Source organism: Acidovorax sp. SRB_14, from assembly GCF_012932145.1.
Classification (GTDB): domain Bacteria; phylum Pseudomonadota; class Gammaproteobacteria; order Burkholderiales; family Burkholderiaceae_C; genus Simplicispira.
Window position 1 is genome coordinate 29,518 of sequence record NZ_MWOK01000014.1, and the last position, 16,128, is coordinate 45,645.

The 16,128-nt window shown below is 64.4% G+C and carries 14 protein-coding genes; 9 read left to right on the plus strand and 5 right to left on the minus strand.

Annotation, left to right across the window (positions count from 1 at the left end; all coding sequences use genetic code 11):
• Positions 1–29: 29 nt before the first annotated feature.
• The 4 genes from yidC to rpmH form a co-directional block, all read right to left on the minus strand.
• Positions 30–1,730, minus strand: coding sequence for a membrane protein insertase YidC (yidC, locus tag B2J86_RS12070; RefSeq protein WP_173025712.1), 1,701 nt, complete (start codon positions 1,728–1,730; stop codon positions 30–32).
• Positions 1,727–2,020: a membrane protein insertion efficiency factor YidD gene (gene yidD / locus B2J86_RS12075; RefSeq protein ID WP_169168683.1), complete on the minus strand. Its 294-nt coding sequence runs from the start codon at positions 2,018–2,020 to the stop codon at positions 1,727–1,729. Before yidD ends, yidC begins: the two co-directional genes overlap by 4 nt.
• Complete coding sequence (locus B2J86_RS12080) at positions 2,017–2,475, minus strand: ribonuclease P protein component (protein WP_169168682.1); 459 nt, start codon at positions 2,473–2,475, stop codon at positions 2,017–2,019. The genes yidD and B2J86_RS12080 overlap by 4 nt, the downstream gene beginning before the upstream one ends.
• Before the next feature lie 64 nt (positions 2,476–2,539).
• On the minus strand, positions 2,540–2,674 hold the full coding sequence (rpmH, locus tag B2J86_RS12085; RefSeq protein ID WP_005798102.1) for a 50S ribosomal protein L34: 135 nt from the start codon (positions 2,672–2,674) through the stop codon (positions 2,540–2,542).
• Positions 2,675–2,959: 285 nt separating this feature from the next.
• On the opposite strand from rpmH, the gene dnaA reads away from it, so the two are divergent.
• The 9 genes from dnaA (at position 2,960) to B2J86_RS12130 (ending at position 14,824) form a co-directional block, all read left to right on the plus strand.
• On the plus strand, positions 2,960–4,372 hold the full coding sequence (dnaA, locus tag B2J86_RS12090; RefSeq protein WP_169168681.1) for a chromosomal replication initiator protein DnaA: 1,413 nt from the start codon (positions 2,960–2,962) through the stop codon (positions 4,370–4,372).
• A 132-nt stretch (positions 4,373–4,504) separates the two neighbouring features.
• Positions 4,505–5,611, plus strand: coding sequence for a DNA polymerase III subunit beta (gene dnaN, locus B2J86_RS12095; protein WP_169168680.1), 1,107 nt, complete (start codon positions 4,505–4,507; stop codon positions 5,609–5,611).
• A 118-nt stretch (positions 5,612–5,729) separates the two neighbouring features.
• Complete coding sequence (gene gyrB / locus B2J86_RS12100) at positions 5,730–8,336, plus strand: DNA topoisomerase (ATP-hydrolyzing) subunit B (protein WP_169168679.1); 2,607 nt, start codon at positions 5,730–5,732, stop codon at positions 8,334–8,336.
• A gap of 642 nt (positions 8,337–8,978) precedes the next feature.
• Positions 8,979–9,740 carry an SDR family oxidoreductase gene (locus B2J86_RS12105; RefSeq protein ID WP_173025713.1) on the plus strand — a complete coding sequence of 254 codons (762 nt, stop codon included), beginning with the start codon at positions 8,979–8,981 and terminating at the stop codon, positions 9,738–9,740.
• A gap of 2 nt (positions 9,741–9,742) precedes the next feature.
• Positions 9,743–11,023, plus strand: coding sequence for a CynX/NimT family MFS transporter (locus B2J86_RS12110; RefSeq protein ID WP_169168677.1), 1,281 nt, complete (start codon positions 9,743–9,745; stop codon positions 11,021–11,023).
• A gap of 146 nt (positions 11,024–11,169) precedes the next feature.
• Positions 11,170–11,742: an NADPH-dependent FMN reductase gene (locus B2J86_RS12115; RefSeq protein WP_169168676.1), complete on the plus strand. Its 573-nt coding sequence runs from the start codon at positions 11,170–11,172 to the stop codon at positions 11,740–11,742.
• A 95-nt stretch (positions 11,743–11,837) separates the two neighbouring features.
• Positions 11,838–13,304, plus strand: a complete 1,467-nt coding sequence (locus B2J86_RS12120) for an MFS transporter (protein ID WP_169634995.1) — start codon at positions 11,838–11,840, stop codon at positions 13,302–13,304.
• 93 nt (positions 13,305–13,397) lie between these two features.
• Positions 13,398–14,681, plus strand: coding sequence for a M20 family metallopeptidase (locus tag B2J86_RS12125; protein ID WP_173025714.1), 1,284 nt, complete (start codon positions 13,398–13,400; stop codon positions 14,679–14,681).
• Positions 14,678–14,824 (plus strand): TRIC cation channel family protein, encoded by a 147-nt coding sequence (locus tag B2J86_RS12130; protein ID WP_173025715.1) that lies wholly within the window; start codon positions 14,678–14,680, stop codon positions 14,822–14,824. Before B2J86_RS12125 ends, B2J86_RS12130 begins: the two co-directional genes overlap by 4 nt.
• A 401-nt stretch (positions 14,825–15,225) precedes the next feature.
• Here B2J86_RS12130 and cho read toward each other — a convergent pair whose 3' ends face one another.
• Positions 15,226–16,089 carry an excinuclease Cho gene (cho, locus tag B2J86_RS12135; protein WP_173025716.1) on the minus strand — a complete coding sequence of 288 codons (864 nt, stop codon included), beginning with the start codon at positions 16,087–16,089 and terminating at the stop codon, positions 15,226–15,228.
• Positions 16,090–16,128: the final 39 nt, after the last annotated feature.

Below are 16,128 nucleotides of genomic sequence, written 5' to 3' on the forward strand. Positions count from 1 at the left end.
CGGCCTTTGGAAGGGGTTCTAGCGGCCGATCACTTGAACTTGGGCAGGTTGAACTGCGGCGGCACGCCCATGCGGGTATTGATGAGCCACTGCTGCGCGATCGACAGGATGTTGTTCGTCAGCCAGTACAGCACCAGGCCGGCCGGGAAGAAGAAGAACATCACACTGAACATCAGCGGCATGATCCACATCATCTTGGCCTGCATCGGGTCTGGCGGCGCGGGGTTGAGCGCCGTCTGCAGCAGCGAGCTGAGCGTCATGAGCACCGGCAGGATGAAGAACGGGTCGGGCGAGGACAGGTCGTGGATCCAGCCGATCCAGGGCGCATTGCGCATCTCCACGCTCGACAGCAGCACCCAATACAGCGCGATGAACACCGGGATCTGGATCACGATGGGGAAGCACCCGCCCATGGGGTTGACCTTCTCCTCGCGGTAGATGCGCATCATCTCCTGCTGCATCTGCTGCGGCTTGTCCTTGAGGCGCTCGCGCATCTCGGTGATCTTGGGGTTGATCGCCTTCATCTTGGCCATGCTGGCGTAGGCCTTCGCATTGAGCCAGTAGAACAGGATCTTGAGCAGCAGCACCAGGCCGACGATGGACCAGCCCCAGTTGCCCAGGAAGCTGTGCAGCTTGTCGAGCAGCCAGTACAAGGGCTTGGCCAGGATCGTGAGCCAGCCATAGTCCTTGACCAGTTCGAGGCCCGGGGAGAGGGATTCGAGGGTCTTTTCGATCTGCGGGCCGGCGAACAGGCGCGCCTCGAGCGTCTTGCTGGCGCCGGGGGCAATCGGGCCCAGCGGCGTGATCATGCCGACCGAATACAGGTTGGCATCGACCTTGCGCATGAACAGGTCGCGCGGGATGCCGTCGCCCAGCAGCCAGGCGGTGGCGAAGTAGTGCTGCACCATGGCCACGTAGCCGCTGGTCGCGGACTTCTCGATATCGACCTTGTTTTCCTCGATCTTCTTGAACTCGACCTTCTGGTACTTCTTCTCGGGCGTGTACACGGCGGGGCCGGTGAAGGTGGAGTAGAACGACGACTCGCCCGGCGGCTTGTTGCCGTCGCGCACCAGTTGCAGGTATAGCTGGGGTGAGAGTTCGGCGGCGCCGGTGTTGAGCACGTCGTGCTGCACGGCCACGCTGTAGGCGCCGCGCTTGACGGTCCAGGTCTTGACCAGCTTGGCACCGTCCATGGCGGGCGACTCGAAACGCACGGTCAGCGTGTCTTCGCCCTCCTTGAGTTCGCGCGCACCTGGCACCACGGTCATCACCGTCTTGTGGGTGGGGAAGTTGCCGCCGATCAGGCCGGTCTGCGCCACGTACACGCGCTGGGCGCTCTGGTCGAGCAGCTCGAAGTTCTTCGACTTGTCTTCCATGTCGGCGTACTTGAGCAGTTCGGCATGGGTGAGCGAGCCCCCCTCGCTGTCGAAGGTCAGGCGCAGCACATCGGTGGTCACCACCACCTGCTCGCGCGCCGCAGGGGCGAGCGCGCCTGTCAGGGCGGGCACGGCCGCAGTGCCTGGCACGGCGGCCGTGGGCGCTGCGGCGATGGGCGCCGGCACGGACGCAGCACCGGAGGGCTGCGCCGTGGCAGCCGGGGCCGCGGCCGTCGTAGCGGGGGCAGGGAAGAAAGTGGCTTGCTTGCCGTTGTGCACCTGCCACTTGTCCCACAACAGGACCATGGCAAAGCCAAATATCACCCACAGGATGGTGCGGCGGATGTCGTTCATGAAGACTTCTTTGGTGAGGAGGGTGGAGTGGCGGGCGAGAACAGGCGCGAAAACAACCGGCTGGCGCGCGGCGGCCCATCGGGTACGGGATCGTGTCCGCCGCTGCACCAGGGGTGGCAGCGCGCCAGACGCGCCAGCGTGAGCCAAGCGCCTGTGGCAGCGCCATGCTGCTCCAGGGCCTGCAGCGAATAGGCCGAGCAGGTCGGCTCGAAGCGGCATGCCGAACCCAGCCAGGGGCTGAGCAGAAGGCGGTAGCCCTTGACCAGGGCGATGAGCAAGCGGCGCATCATGCCGAGGCTCCGGCCTGCGGCGATGCCCCGCGCGGCGCGGCGCGCTGGAACAGCTGCTGCAGCTCGTTGCGCACCGCCAGCTTCAAGGCCTCGGAGCTGGCGCTGGGAAACAGCTTGCGGTCAAACGCCGCGCGCAGGCGCACGACATGGGCCGCAGGCAAAAGCGGCGGCTCCAGGGCAGTGGCCACGCCATAGATCTGGCGCTTGATCGCGTTGCGCGTGACGGCGCGGCGCGCCCAGCGCTTGGGCACCATCGCACCCAGCCATATGCCGTCGACAGGAAACAGGGCCTGGGCAGAACCCGAGGGTGCGGGCCCGCTGGCCGTGCCCAACGCAGGCAGCGCTGCGCCGGCAGCATCCAGCGCCAGCCGGTGCAACGCAAAATGCGCGGTGCGGGCCACAGTGCCCCCGGCCATGGCGGCCTGGAACTGCGGGCGCGTTTTCAGCCGCTGCATGGAGGCGCCCCCGCTGGATGCCTGAGGGCATAAACCGGGGAGCGAGCCAAAACCCGTGCGGGCCTCAGACGGCCAGGCGCTTGCGGCCCTTGGCGCGTCGTGCGTTGATCACGGCGCGGCCGCCGCGGGTCTTCATGCGCACGAGAAAACCGTGGGTACGGGCGCGGCGCGTCTTGGAAGGCTGGTAAGTACGTTTCATGATGATTCCTTGAGAGTTCAGTTCCGGCACGCTGGATCGCCGCCTTTTGCCGCCGCATCTTGGCACAGTGCAGCGGCGCACACAGGCGCGGGCCGGGTTCAATTACCCTGAACACATTCAGGGAAACCCGAAATTATCGCAGGCTTGCTGCCACAAGGCAATGAGGCGCGCATGCCAATCGGCAAAAAACCAGCGCCACGGCACGGGACAAGCTTGTGGATAACTCCTTCACAAGCTACAATTTGGGGCCTTGAACGTTCCTTCTATCCACAAAAAAACCTTGAAATGACAGAGGAACTCTCGCGCGCTCCCTCCCCCCCTTCCGGCGCCGACGCCGGCCAGGCACTGTGGCAGGCCTGCACAGAACAACTTGCCCAAGACCTGCCCGCACAGCAGTTCAACACCTGGATCAAACCCCTGGCGGCCCAGGTCGCGGAAGATTTTTCGCGCATCACGCTCTACGTCCCCAACCGCTTCACACTCGACTGGATACGCGCCCAGTACGCCGGCCGGATCGCTGCCCTGCTGGAGTCCTTGTACGGCCAATCCCTGGTCCTTGAGTTAGCGCTCGCTCAGCGGGCCGCCAGCGCACGCACTTATGTGCCCGCCAATGCGCCTGCACCCGCCCAGGCACCGGAGCCTGCGGCGGTGGCCGACGACGGCTCGCGGGGCGCCCTGCGCAACCGGCTCAATGCGGCGCTGACATTCGACACTCTGGTGGAGGGTACAGCCAACCGCATGGCGCGCGCGGCCGCCATGCACGTGGCCAGCATGCCGGGGCACCTCTACAACCCGCTGTTCATCTACGGCGGCGTCGGTCTGGGCAAGACCCACCTGGTGCACGCCGTGGGCAACAAACTGCTAGCCGACCGGCCCGACGCCAAAGTTCTCTACATCCACGCCGAGCAGTTCGTCTCGGATGTGGTTAAAGCGTATCAGCGAAAAACCTTTGACGAATTCAAGGAGCGCTACCACTCGCTCGATCTGCTACTGATCGACGACGTGCAGTTCTTCGCCAACAAAGACCGCACGCAAGAAGAGTTCTTCAACGCCTTCGAGGCGCTGCTGGCCAAGAAGAGCCACATCGTGATGACCAGCGACACCTACCCCAAGGGCCTGGCCGACATCCACGAGCGCCTGGTCTCGCGCTTCGATTCGGGGCTGACGGTGGCCATCGAGCCGCCCGAGTTGGAGATGCGCGTCGCCATCCTGATCAACAAGGCGCGCGCCGAAAGCACCGAGATGCCCGAGGAGGTCGCCTTCTTCGTCGCCAAGAACGTCCGCTCGAACGTGCGCGAGCTTGAGGGCGCGCTGCGCAAGATCCTCGCGTACTCGCGCTTCAACCAGAAGGAAATCTCCATCCAGCTCGCGCGCGAGGCGCTGCGCGATCTGCTGTCGATCCAGAACCGGCAGATTTCTGTGGAAAACATCCAGAAGACGGTGGCTGATTACTACAAGATCAAGGTCGCCGACATGTACAGCAAGAAGCGCCCGGCCAGCATTGCGCGGCCGCGCCAGATCGCGATGTACCTGGCCAAGGAGCTGACGCAAAAGAGCCTGCCCGAGATCGGCGAGCTGTTTGGCGGGCGCGACCACACCACGGTGCTGCACGCGGTGCGCAAGATCTCGGCCGAGCGCCAGCAGCTCACCGAACTCAACCAGCAACTGCACGTGCTGGAGCAAACGCTCAAGGGCTGACGATGGCGCCGCCCGTCCCCTTGACACGCGAACCCGCCCCGCGAGCGGGCAAAATGGCGGATTGGATGGCCCGAGGGGGCATGGCCCATGCCGCCATCCACATCCCGTTCCAAAAATCCACAAGAGGTTGACATGATCGTCCTGAAGGCAACACAAGACAAGGTTCTCGCGGTTCTGCAATCGGTCGCCGGCATCGTCGAGCGCCGCCACACGTTGCCCATCCTGGCCAACGTCATGCTCCGCAAAACCGGCAACGCCTTGCAGCTGACCACCAGCGACCTCGAAATCCAGATCCGCACCACGGCCGAGCTCGGCGGCGACACCGGCGACTTCACCACCACCGTGAACGCGCGCAAGCTCATCGACATCCTGCGCAGCATGCCCGGCGACCAGACCGTGAGCGTGGAGTCCAGCCAGGACAAGCTCGTGCTCAAGGGCGGCAAGAGCCGCTTCACGCTGCAGACGCTGGCGGCCGAGGACTTCCCGCTGGTGCAGGAATCGGCCAGCTTCGGCCCCTCCTTCAGCGTGCCGCAAAAGACGCTCAAGGGTTTGCTCGGCCAGGTGGCGTTTGCCATGGCGGTGCAGGACATCCGCTACTACCTGAACGGCATCCTGTTCGTGGCCGAGGGCCAGCAGCTGAGCCTGGTCGCCACCGACGGCCACCGCCTGGCGTTTGCCAGCGCCACGCTCGACGTCGAGGTGCCCAAGCAGGAAGTGATCCTGCCGCGCAAGACCGTGATCGAGCTGCAGCGCCTGCTCAGCGACGCCGACGGCGCTATCGAGATGTGCTTCGCCAACAACCAGGCCAAGTTCAGCTTTGGCGCCATGGAGTTCGTCACCAAGCTGGTCGAGGGAAAGTTCCCCGACTACAACCGCGTGATCCCCAAGAACCACCACAACAGCGTGACCCTGGGGCGCGCCCCGCTGCTGGCGAGCCTGCAGCGCACGGCCATCATGACCAGCGACAAGTTCAAGGGCGTGCGCCTGAACATCGAACCCGGCACCCTGCGCGTGGCCAGCAACAACGCCGAGCAGGAAGAGGCCGTGGACGAGCTCGACATCGACTACGGCGGCGACGCCATCGAGATCGGCTTCAACGTCACCTACCTGATCGATGCGCTCACCAGCATGGGCCAGGACATGGTGAAGGTCGAACTCTCCGACGGCAACAGCTCGGCGCTCCTGACCATCCCCGAGAACGACCGCTTCAAGTACGTCGTGATGCCGATGCGCATCTAACCCGTTGACTGCTATCTAATATATAGCTTCTAACGCTTACCTGTCCTGCGTTAGATGCGTTTTTGACTCTCAAAGAATCTGGAAACCCCATGGTTTCCATGCATTGCCAAGGCCGACCATGACCGCTGAAAACCAATTGCCCGAGTCCGAAGAAATCGGCGCTGGCGCCGCTGCGCCCAAGATCGATGCCCACCAGGCGGGCGCCAGCGAAGGCTATGGCGAAGGTGCCATCACGATCCTCGAAGGCCTGGAAGCGGTGCGCAAGCGCCCTGGCATGTACATCGGCGACACGTCGGACGGCACCGGTCTGCACCACCTGGTGTTCGAGGTGGTGGACAACTCCATCGACGAGGCGCTGGCCGGCCACTGCGACGACATCGTCGTCACCATCCACTCCGACAACTCGATCTCGGTGACCGACAACGGCCGCGGCATTCCCACGGGCGTGAAAATGGACGACAAGCACGAGCCCAAGCGCTCGGCCGCCGAGATCGCACTGACCGAGCTGCACGCGGGCGGCAAGTTCAACCAGAACAGCTACAAGGTCTCGGGCGGGCTGCACGGCGTGGGCGTGAGCTGCGTGAATGCGCTCAGCCAGAAGCTGCGCCTGACGGTGCGCCGCGAAGGCAAGGTGCACGTGCTCGAATTCAGCCGCGGCTTTGTGCAGAACCGCATCGTCGAGCAGGTCGACGGCGTCGAAGTCTCGCCGATGAAAGTCACTGGCGACACCGAAAAACGCGGCACCGAGGTGCACTTCCTGCCCGACACCGAGATCTTCAAGGAAAACAGCGACTTCCACTACGAGATCCTGGCCAAGCGTCTGCGCGAGCTGAGCTTTCTGAACAACGGCGTGCGCATCCGCTTGAAGGACGAGCGCAGCGGCAAGGAAGACGACTTCTCGGGAGCCGGCGGCGTGCGCGGCTTTGTCGAGTTCATCAACAAGGGTAAAACCGTGTTGCACCCGAACTCGTTCTATGCGTCGGGCGAGCGGCCGTCCGAAACCTATGGCGGCATCCCCGGCACGCACATCGGCGTCGAAGTGGCGATGCAGTGGAACAGCGGCTACAGCGAGCAGGTGCTCTGCTTCACCAACAACATCCCGCAGCGCGACGGCGGCACCCACCTCACGGGCCTGCGCGCCGCGATGACGCGTGTCATCAACAAGTACATCGATGAAAACGACTTCGCCAAGAAGGCCAAGGTCGAGGTGACCGGCGACGACATGCGCGAAGGCCTGTGCTGTGTGCTGTCGGTCAAGGTGCCCGAACCCAAGTTCAGCAGCCAGACCAAGGACAAGCTGGTGTCGAGCGAGGTGCGCGCGCCGGTCGAGGACATCGTCGGCAAGCTGCTCACCGACTACCTGCAGGAGCGCCCGGGCGACGCGAAGATCATCTGCGGCAAGATCGTCGAAGCCGCGCGCGCGCGCGAAGCCGCGCGCAAGGCGCGCGAGATGACGCGCCGCAAGGGCGTGCTCGACGGCATGGGCCTGCCCGGCAAGCTGGCCGACTGCCAGGAAAAAGACCCGGCGATGTGCGAGATCTACATCGTCGAGGGCGACTCCGCCGGCGGCTCCGCCAAGCAGGGGCGCGATCGCAAGTTCCAGGCCATCCTGCCCCTGCGCGGCAAGATCCTGAACGTGGAAAAGGCGCGCTACGAGAAGCTGCTGACCAGCAACGAAATCCTGACGCTGATCACGGCCCTGGGCACCGGCATCGGCAAGGCCGGCGGCAGCACCGGCAACGACGACTTCGACGTCGCCAAGCTGCGCTACCACCGCATCATCATCATGACCGACGCCGACGTCGATGGCGCGCACATCCGCACCCTGCTGCTGACGTTCTTCTACCGCCAGATGCCCGAGCTGGTCGAGCGCGGCCACATCTACATCGCCCAGCCGCCGCTCTACAAGGTCAAGGCCGGCAAGGAAGAGCTGTACCTCAAAGACGCCGCCGCGCTCGACGGCTTCCTGCTGCGCATTGCGCTCAAAGACGCCAGCATCGTCACCAGCGCCGAGTCCGGCGCCAGCGTGCTCTCGGGCGAAACCTTGGCCGAGCTGGCGCGCAAGCACCAGGCGGCCGAGCACGTGATCACGCGCCTGTCCAATTTCATGGACTTCGAGGCCCTGCGCGCCGTGGCCGATGGCGTCGCGCTCCAGCTCGACACGCTGCAGGACGCGCAGGCCAGCGCCGTGGCGCTCGAAGCCAAGCTGCGCGAGCTCAACATCACCGGCATCCCGGCCGAGGTGGCGGGCGAATTCGACGTGCGCACCGACAAGCCGCTGCTGCGCATCAGCCGCCACCACCACGGCAACGTCAAGAGCAGCGTGCTCACGCAGGACTTCGTCAACGGCGCCGACTACGCCGCGCTGGCCGAGGCCGCCAACACCTTCCGCGGCCTGCTGGGCGCAGGCGCCAAGGCGCTGCGCGGCGAGGGCGAGCGCCAGAAGGAAGAGAAAGTGGCCGACTTCCGCCAGGCCATGAACTGGCTGATCTCCGAGGCCGAGCGCACCACCGCGCGCCAGCGCTACAAGGGCCTGGGCGAAATGAACCCCGAGCAGCTCTGGGAAACCACCATGGACCCGACCGTGCGCCGCCTGCTGCGCGTGCAGATCGACGACGCCATCGAGGCCGACCGCGTGTTCACCATGCTGATGGGCGACGAGGTCGAGCCGCGCCGCGACTTCATCGAAACCAACGCGCTGCGCGCTGGCAACATCGACGTCTGAGCGTTTTTGTAGGTTCTCAAAAATCCTGCAAATTTCTCAAATTTTGCGAATGAGAAAAGCCCGGTGTTACCGGGCTTTTCTCATTCAGAGAGCCCGACTAACAATTTGCTAGTAGCGGCCAGAAGGGTTTTGCGAGCGACTGCTTCAGGCCGGCTGCCGTCATCCAGTTTTGGCGGATTGATGACCGCTGCCGCCATTACCGGTCATTGGATGTTTCGCTGGCTGAGTGACCGCTGCACTGCCAGGATCGGCCAGTCAACAGAGCTCTCCCGAGGTCCGTGGCTCGACGCAGGTCAAAGGGCCATCCTCACGGGCTGCGAACTAGCGGTACCGCCCCGTTCCGGTCGCATAGCGACCTTCTTATCAAGGCACGGTTCGCAGCGGTTCCGGTCGGTGGCAACCATGCTTCTAACTCATGGTCTCTGCCGCGTTGCCGTCGTCCAGATGCCAGCGACCTCCCGGGTTCGATGACCGGTTTCAGGGGTACTGCCATGGTCCAGTTTGTGAGGACACAGCGCTATCTTTTGCCGATGCGGCCCCCGCAAGAGCTTGCGCCGAATGCGCAGCGTTGTCTTTCCCTCATGGGCGGCGTAGAGTATTTCAAGAATGCACTCTGCTCCACGCTCCTGAGGAGATTCAGTCATGACCCAACGCGTACTTATTACCGCCGGCGCTGGCGGAATTGGCCTGGCCATTGCCAAGGCATTCGCAGCCAAAGGGGCCCGCGTGCACATCGCCGACGTCAACGCCGAGGCTGTGCAGGCAATCACCACGCAATACCCCGCAATCAGTGGAACGGTGGGCGACATCAGCAAGCCTGCGGACTTGGACACTCTGTTTGCGAATGTGCAGACACAGTTGGGCGGGCTGGATGTGCTCATCAACAATGCGGGCATCGCCGGGGCCACGGCGCCTGTTGCCGACTACCCGCTCGACACCTGGAATGCCGTCGTCAACCTGAACCTGACCGGAACGTTCATGGTCACCCAGCGTGCCATCCCTTTGCTCAAAGCATCTCCGGCCGCTTCCATCCTTGTGATGTCTTCCCTGGCGGGGCGTTTCGGCTATCCGAACCGGGTGGCCTACTCCACGACGAAATGGGGGCTGGTCGGCTTCACCAAGACCTTGTCGCTTGAACTGGGGCCGCACGGCATCACCGCCAATTCCATTCATCCGGGTGCTGTGGACGGGCCGCGCCTTCAATCGGTATTCGAAGGGCGCGCCAAGGTCTCCGGACGCACCGTGGACGAAGAAACCGACTTGGCGATGGCCAACCAAGCCGTCAAGAAATTCATCGATCCGGCTGACATCGCCGCGTTGGCTGTCTTCCTTGCGGGCCCGCACGCGCGCACCATCTCCGGTCAGATGTTCCCGATCGATGGTGACTCCAAGACCGCCGGCTGATCATGGCCCACACGGTCACTGCCCCGTCCGAAGGCTCTGACCCCAAAACCGGCCACCCGGCTGCGCCGCGCCCAGGCCTGTGGAAGGGCCGGGCGGCCGTCCTGATCGGACTCGTGCTGCTGGGCATCGGCCTGCGGCATGCTGTCACCGGTTTGTCTCCGCTGCTCAGCGACGTGCGCGAGGCCTTGGGGATTGGCACTGCAGGCGCCACCTTTATCGGGATGCTGCCTACGCTGTGTTTCGGCGCAGCAGGATTTCTCGCGCCCGTGATCGTGCGCAAAATCGGTGCCGAATCCACCGCCTTGCTGGCTGTGTCGCTGGCTGCCGCAGGCACCTTGGCCCGCCCCTTCCTCGACAGTCCCGCTGTCTTCATAGTCCTCAGCATTGTTGCGCTGACCGGCATGGGCCTGGGCAACGTGGTGGGCGCGCCGCTGGTCAAGAAGTATTTTCCAGACCGGCAGGCGGTAATGGTGACGGTGTTCGCGTTGCTGATGCAGGCGGGAGCGACGTTGCCCGCCATGACGGCCATTCCCGTGGCGAACGCTCTGGGCTGGCAAGCTTCGTTGGCTTCATGGGGTGTGTTGTCGCTGGTCGCCGTGGTCCCTTGGGTCATCCAGTTGCTGAAGATTCGGCGCACCGGGCCCGTGGCGGCCCAAGCCGGTGTTGCCACCGCACCCGCCACACAGAAGCTCGGCCTGGCCCAGTTGGCCACCAGCCCCGTGGCGTTGGGCACAGCACTTTTCTACGCCATGGCATCGCTGAATATTTACGCGATGCTGGCCTGGCTGCCGACCATCCTGCAACAGCACTTGGGCTTGGACCGGAATGCAGCAGGCCTGGCCTTCTCGATCTACACCTTCATGACGCTTCCGATGGCCTTTATCACGCCACTCATTGCCAACCGGATGAAAAATCCGATTCCATTGGCAATCCTGCTGGCCATGGTTGGGCCCATCGGTTACCTAGGAATGATCTTCGGCGTTGGACCTGCTTGGCTCATGGCGCTGGTTGCCGGCTTGGCCGGCGGCGCATTTCCGCTCGCAATCGCCATGTTCAATCTGCGCACCCGCACCACCATGGGCTCCGCCGCCATCGCCGGTTTTGCGATGGGCATCGGCTACCTCGCCGGCACGCTGGGCCCGCTGCTGGGCGGCTGGCTCTATGCGGCGACGGGCAGCTGGACGGCGGCGCTTTGGGTCTATGCCGTAACGGTGGTGCCCATGGCCGTCGGTGGACTGATGATGGCCCGGCCGGGTCGCTACCTCGAGGACAGGTTCGCCTGATGCCGTGCGCCCCTGTTCAACCCATGCCAACAGGCGTATCGTGATCTGTCCGCCGGAACAGATTCATCTCTCGCAAGCGCTGTCGCGGAAAGCCGGGCGCCGGCCGGACGATCGCATCAACGTCTCGTGTTGAAAGGAAGGTTCGCATGACTACACACAAAGTTGGCTACCTGATCGGCAGCCTCGCCAAGGCCTCCATCAATCGTCAGCTCGCCAAGGCGCTGGTGAAATTGGCACCGCCCGCGCTGGTGTTCACGGAGATACCGATCAAGGACCTGCCGCTCTACAGCTACGACTACGACGCCGACTACCCGCCGGTGGCACGCGCCTTCAAGCAGGCCATCGCCGATGTCGATGCGCTACTGTTCGTCACACCGGAATACAACCGCTCGATCCCCGGCGGCCTGAAGAATGCCATCGACTGGGCGAGCCGGCCGTGGGGGAAGAACTCGTTCACGCGCAAGCCCTGCGCCGTAATTGGCGCATCGCCCGGCGCCATTGGCACTGCGGTGGCCCAGCAGAGCCTGCGCAGTGTGCTCGGCTTCTGCAACGCACCCCAGATGAACGCGCCGGAGGCCTACATCCATTTCACCCCCGGCCTCATCACCGAGGATGGCGACGTGACCAACGCAGGCACGGCGGAGTTCCTGCGCAACTACATGGCCGATTTCCACCAGTTCATCGCGCGCGTCATGGCGGTGCTGCCGCGCGATGCATGACCGCCGCTGCCGGCGGCAGTGATCGATCGGACGTTGCTTCGCGGTGACGCAGCCGTCGAGATAAGCCCGGTTTCGTAGGCGCAATGGAGAACGAGATGAATGCCAGCGTTCAACCCAAGGTGGCGTACAAGGGCAACGACCGGCTTCTTTTCGGCATCATCATGGGCGTCGTCGCATTCTGGCTGTTTGCCCAGACGACGCTCAACATCGCGCCCGACATGCGCCGTGACCTTGGCATGGATGCGAACGTGACGAACGTCGCTGTGGCCGTCACCTCCCTTTTCTCGGGCATCTTCATCGTGGTGATGGGTGGCTTGGCCGACCGCATTGGCCGGCTGAAGATCACCCGTATTGGCTTTTACCTGAGCATCGCCGGCTCGCTGCTGGTGGCCATCACACCGCAGGGTCAACTGGCAACACCGGTCCTGCTCGCGGGCCGTGCGCTGCAAGGCCTGTCGGCCGCTTGCATCATGCCGGCCAGTCTGGCGCTGGTGAAGGATTTTTGGGATGGTCCTGAGCGCCAGCGCGCGATCAGCATGTGGTCGATTGGTTCGTGGGGCGGTTCCGGCCTGTGCGCGTTGTTCGGCGGCTTGATGTCGCAGCACTTCGGCTGGCGCTCGATCTTCTGGGTGGCCATCGCTGTGAGCGTGCTCGGCCTGTGGATGATGCACGGCACGCCCGAGAGCAAGGCCGAAACCACGGGTGGGTACAAGTTTGACCTGACTGGCGTGCTGACTTTCATGGTCACCATGGTGGCACTGCAGGTACTGGTGACGCAGGGCAACAAGCTGGGGTGGACCAGCCCGGTGGGCCTGGGGCTGCTGGCGATAACCGCAGCGTTCGGCTGGCTGTTTTTCCGTATCGAGAACAAGGCATCGAATGCGTTCTTTGATTTCAGCCTGTTCAAGAACCCGACCTACACCGGTGCGACGATTTCCAACTTCCTGATCAACGGAACGGCCGGCACACTGATCGTCTCGCTGCAACTGGTTCAGCTCGGCGGCAACATGAACGCCCAGCAGGCCGGATTTCTGACGCTGGGCTACGCGATTGCCATCATCGCCTTTATCCGCGTGGGCGAGAAGCTGCTGCAACGCTTCGGCCCGCGCAAGCCGATGATCTGGGGCTGCCTGATCACGGGCCTGGCGATCCTGTTGGTGTCGCCCGCCAATCTGCTGCTGTCGGACTACAAGATCCTCGCAAGCGTCGGTTACACGCTGTTCGGTGTCGGTCTGGCGTTCTATGCCACCCCGTCAACCGATGCGGCGCTGTCGAACCTGCCGGCGGCCCAGGCGGGGTCGGGTTCGGGCATTTACAAGATGGCTTCGTCGCTCGGCGCCGCTTTCGGCGTGGCGATTTCCGCCGCCATCTTCACCGCGCTCAGCGACGACAGCGCGAGCATGAACTGGCTTGATGGCGTGATCACCTTCAGTGGCCGCCAGGACAACCTGGCCGTGCGGGAGGCCGCCATCGTTGCGCTGGGCTTCAACGCGCTGATGGTCTTGATGGCCATCCTCTCGATCATGCTCACGGTGCCCCAGGGAGCGAAGGCGCCGGCCTGAATCCCCAACCGTCATGTCAAGCGCCGACTATTCCCTCCAGCGCGCTTTCTGTCGGACCTCTGTCAACCTTGCTTCGTCACTTCTGGAGCTGTCATGAATGCCCTCACCCAAGCTCTCGGCTCCGCCGAACCCGCCCTGATGAGCGAACTCGAAGCGCTCTACAAGGACATCCATCAGCACCCCGAGTTGTCGATGCAGGAAGTCCGCACCGCGAAGATCGCCGCCGACGCGATGCAGGGCCTCGGCTACGAGGTGACGCGCAACGTCGGCGTGACCGGCGTGGTCTGCGTGATGAAGAACGGCGCTGGCCCGACCGTGATGCTGCGCGCGGACATGGATGCGCTGCCGATGGCCGAGAACACCGGGCTGCCCTATGCCAGCAGCGTGACGGCACGCGACGCGGACGGCGTCGAGGTCGGCGTCGCGCACTCGTGCGGCCACGACATGCACGTGACCTGGATGATGGGCGCCGCGCGCATCCTGTCCGCGAATCGCGCCGCCTGGCAGGGCACGCTGATGATCGTGTTCCAGCCAGGAGAGGAAACAGCCGAGGGCGCGAGCGCCATGGTGCGCGATTGGGACGAAGGCCGCTTTCCGAAACCCGACATCATCCTGGGCCAGCACGTGATGGTCGGTGCGGCCGGCACCGTGAGTTACCGTCTCGGCGTCACACTCTCTGCTGGAGACAGCCTGAAGATCAAGCTCTTCGGGCGCGGCTCGCACGGCTCGCAGCCGCAAACCTCGATCGATCCGGTGATCATGGCCGCCGCAACCACGCTGCGCCTGCAGACCATCGTCTCGCGGGAGATCGCGCCGACCGAGCCGGCGGTGCTCACGATTGGCTCGCTGCAGGCCGGCACCAAGGAAAACATCATCCCTGACGATGCCACCATCAAGCTGAACATGCGCACCTTCAGCGAGGACACGCGCGAGTACATGCTCAAGTCGATCCGCCGCATCTGCTGCGCCGAATGCGATGCCTCCGGTGCCGAGCGGCCGCCCGAGTTCACCACCATCAACAGCTACCCACTGACCGAGAACGACCTGGTCGCGACGCAAAAGGTGGCGCAGGCGTTCGGCCAGCAGTTTGGCAAGAACGCCTCGCTGGCGCCCAGCCCGGCGTCGGCCAGCGAAGATTTCAGCATCTTCGGCCGCAGCTGGGGCGTGCCCTATGTGTTCTGGTTCGTCGGTGGCACCGACCCGGTGGTGTATGCCAAAGCCCAACAGGAAAAGACCGTCAACAAGATCCCCAGCAACCACTCGCCGAAGTTCGCGCCGCAGATCCACCCGACGCTCGAGACCGGCTTGCAGGCCATGCTGACCGCCGCTGCCGCGTGGCTGTGCCCCCCGGCGCCACGGCCTGAAACGAACACATGAGCGTCCACGAATTGGTAATTGCCGGCCTGAACGACCACCGCCTGTTCACCAGGCTTGATCTGGCGGGCACGTTCGCCTTTGCCATCGGCGGTGCCGTCGCTGCCAGGGACCGCGGCCTTGACCGGTTCGGCGCCGTGCCATAGCGTTCACGGTCGCTTGCGGCCGGGCGTGCAGGGCGACCTCTGCATCATCGGCGCTGTGCCGCCGGCCGGGCCGACCGATTGGCGCTACCTCGCCGTTGCCATGGCCGCGGCATTGATGACGATGGTCGCAAACCCGCTGGTCGTGTGCTTGGTGCACCCGATGCGCCTCTTCGACTCCATCGGCGTGGGACTATGTGCCGTGACCGGCGCGCAGAAGCGCCATGATTTTTGGCCATACGCGGAGAATGAGCACCGTCGCTGTTCTCACAAGACCTACGAATCGCTTTATCCGAGCTACCGATCGTTAGCCCACTCAAGGAGAACCTACAGCGTCCACGACAGGGTGCGGCAGCGCTCGCACCCTGCGCAGAGGAGACGGCGCCTGCCATGGCGCCCCGGCCTCACGCCTGAAGCAGGATGATCTCGGCGCGGCCGCTGAGCAGCGGCTTGCACAGGATCTTGTAGACGTCCGCATCAAATTCCGGCGCCGCCTGGCCGAGCTGTCGGGCCTCGGCAGCGTCCTGCGCGCTGCCCAGGTAATGCCAGTTGCGCACGACGTGGATCTGCTGCTCGGCCCCCTCCCTTTCGACCAGGCCGACCGCCCCGGGGTACGGCCAGCAGGCCACGCGCAGCCCTTCGAGGCCAGTGAAAAGGCGCTGGCGGTGGCTCTCGGGCGTCTCGTCGCCGCGGCACACGCCGGCGCACTGGCGCAGCATGGCCCGAAAACACGCCCGGCCCGGAGCGGGCTTTTCCAGGCCGAGCGCGCCGTAGCACAGGCGCTGGTCGTCTGCCACCTGGCGCAGCGCCTCCAGGGCGCCATGGCGGCTCGCGTAGAGGCCATACAGGCCGGGTTCGGTGGCGAAGTTGAGGTCTTTCGAATAGACCACCTCAGGCAGGCTGCCCTGGACGCGCAGTGCGCACCACTGGCGGTGGTGCCGCAGCTTCTGGTTGAGCAGCGGTTGCTGCTGCTTGATCAACCGGGCTTCCAGCAGCAGCGCGCCGATTTCGCCGGCCGTGCGGATATGGCTGATGCGCACGGTCTGGCGCAGCAGGCGTGCCTCCTCGGGATTGCGCAGGTGGGAAAGCACCCGGGAGCGCAGGTTGACGCTCTTGCCGATGTAGAGCGGCAGCGCGCCCTCCTGTCCATGAAAAATGTAGACGCCGGGCGCGGCGGGCAGATCGTCCAGCGCCGCACGCAAATGCTGCGGGTATTCGTACATGCGCGCGGCGTCGAACTCGGGACGGCGGCGAGAGGGGCGGTGCATGGCCAGTGTCGGGGTGCAAACAAACGGAAAACACGAGGA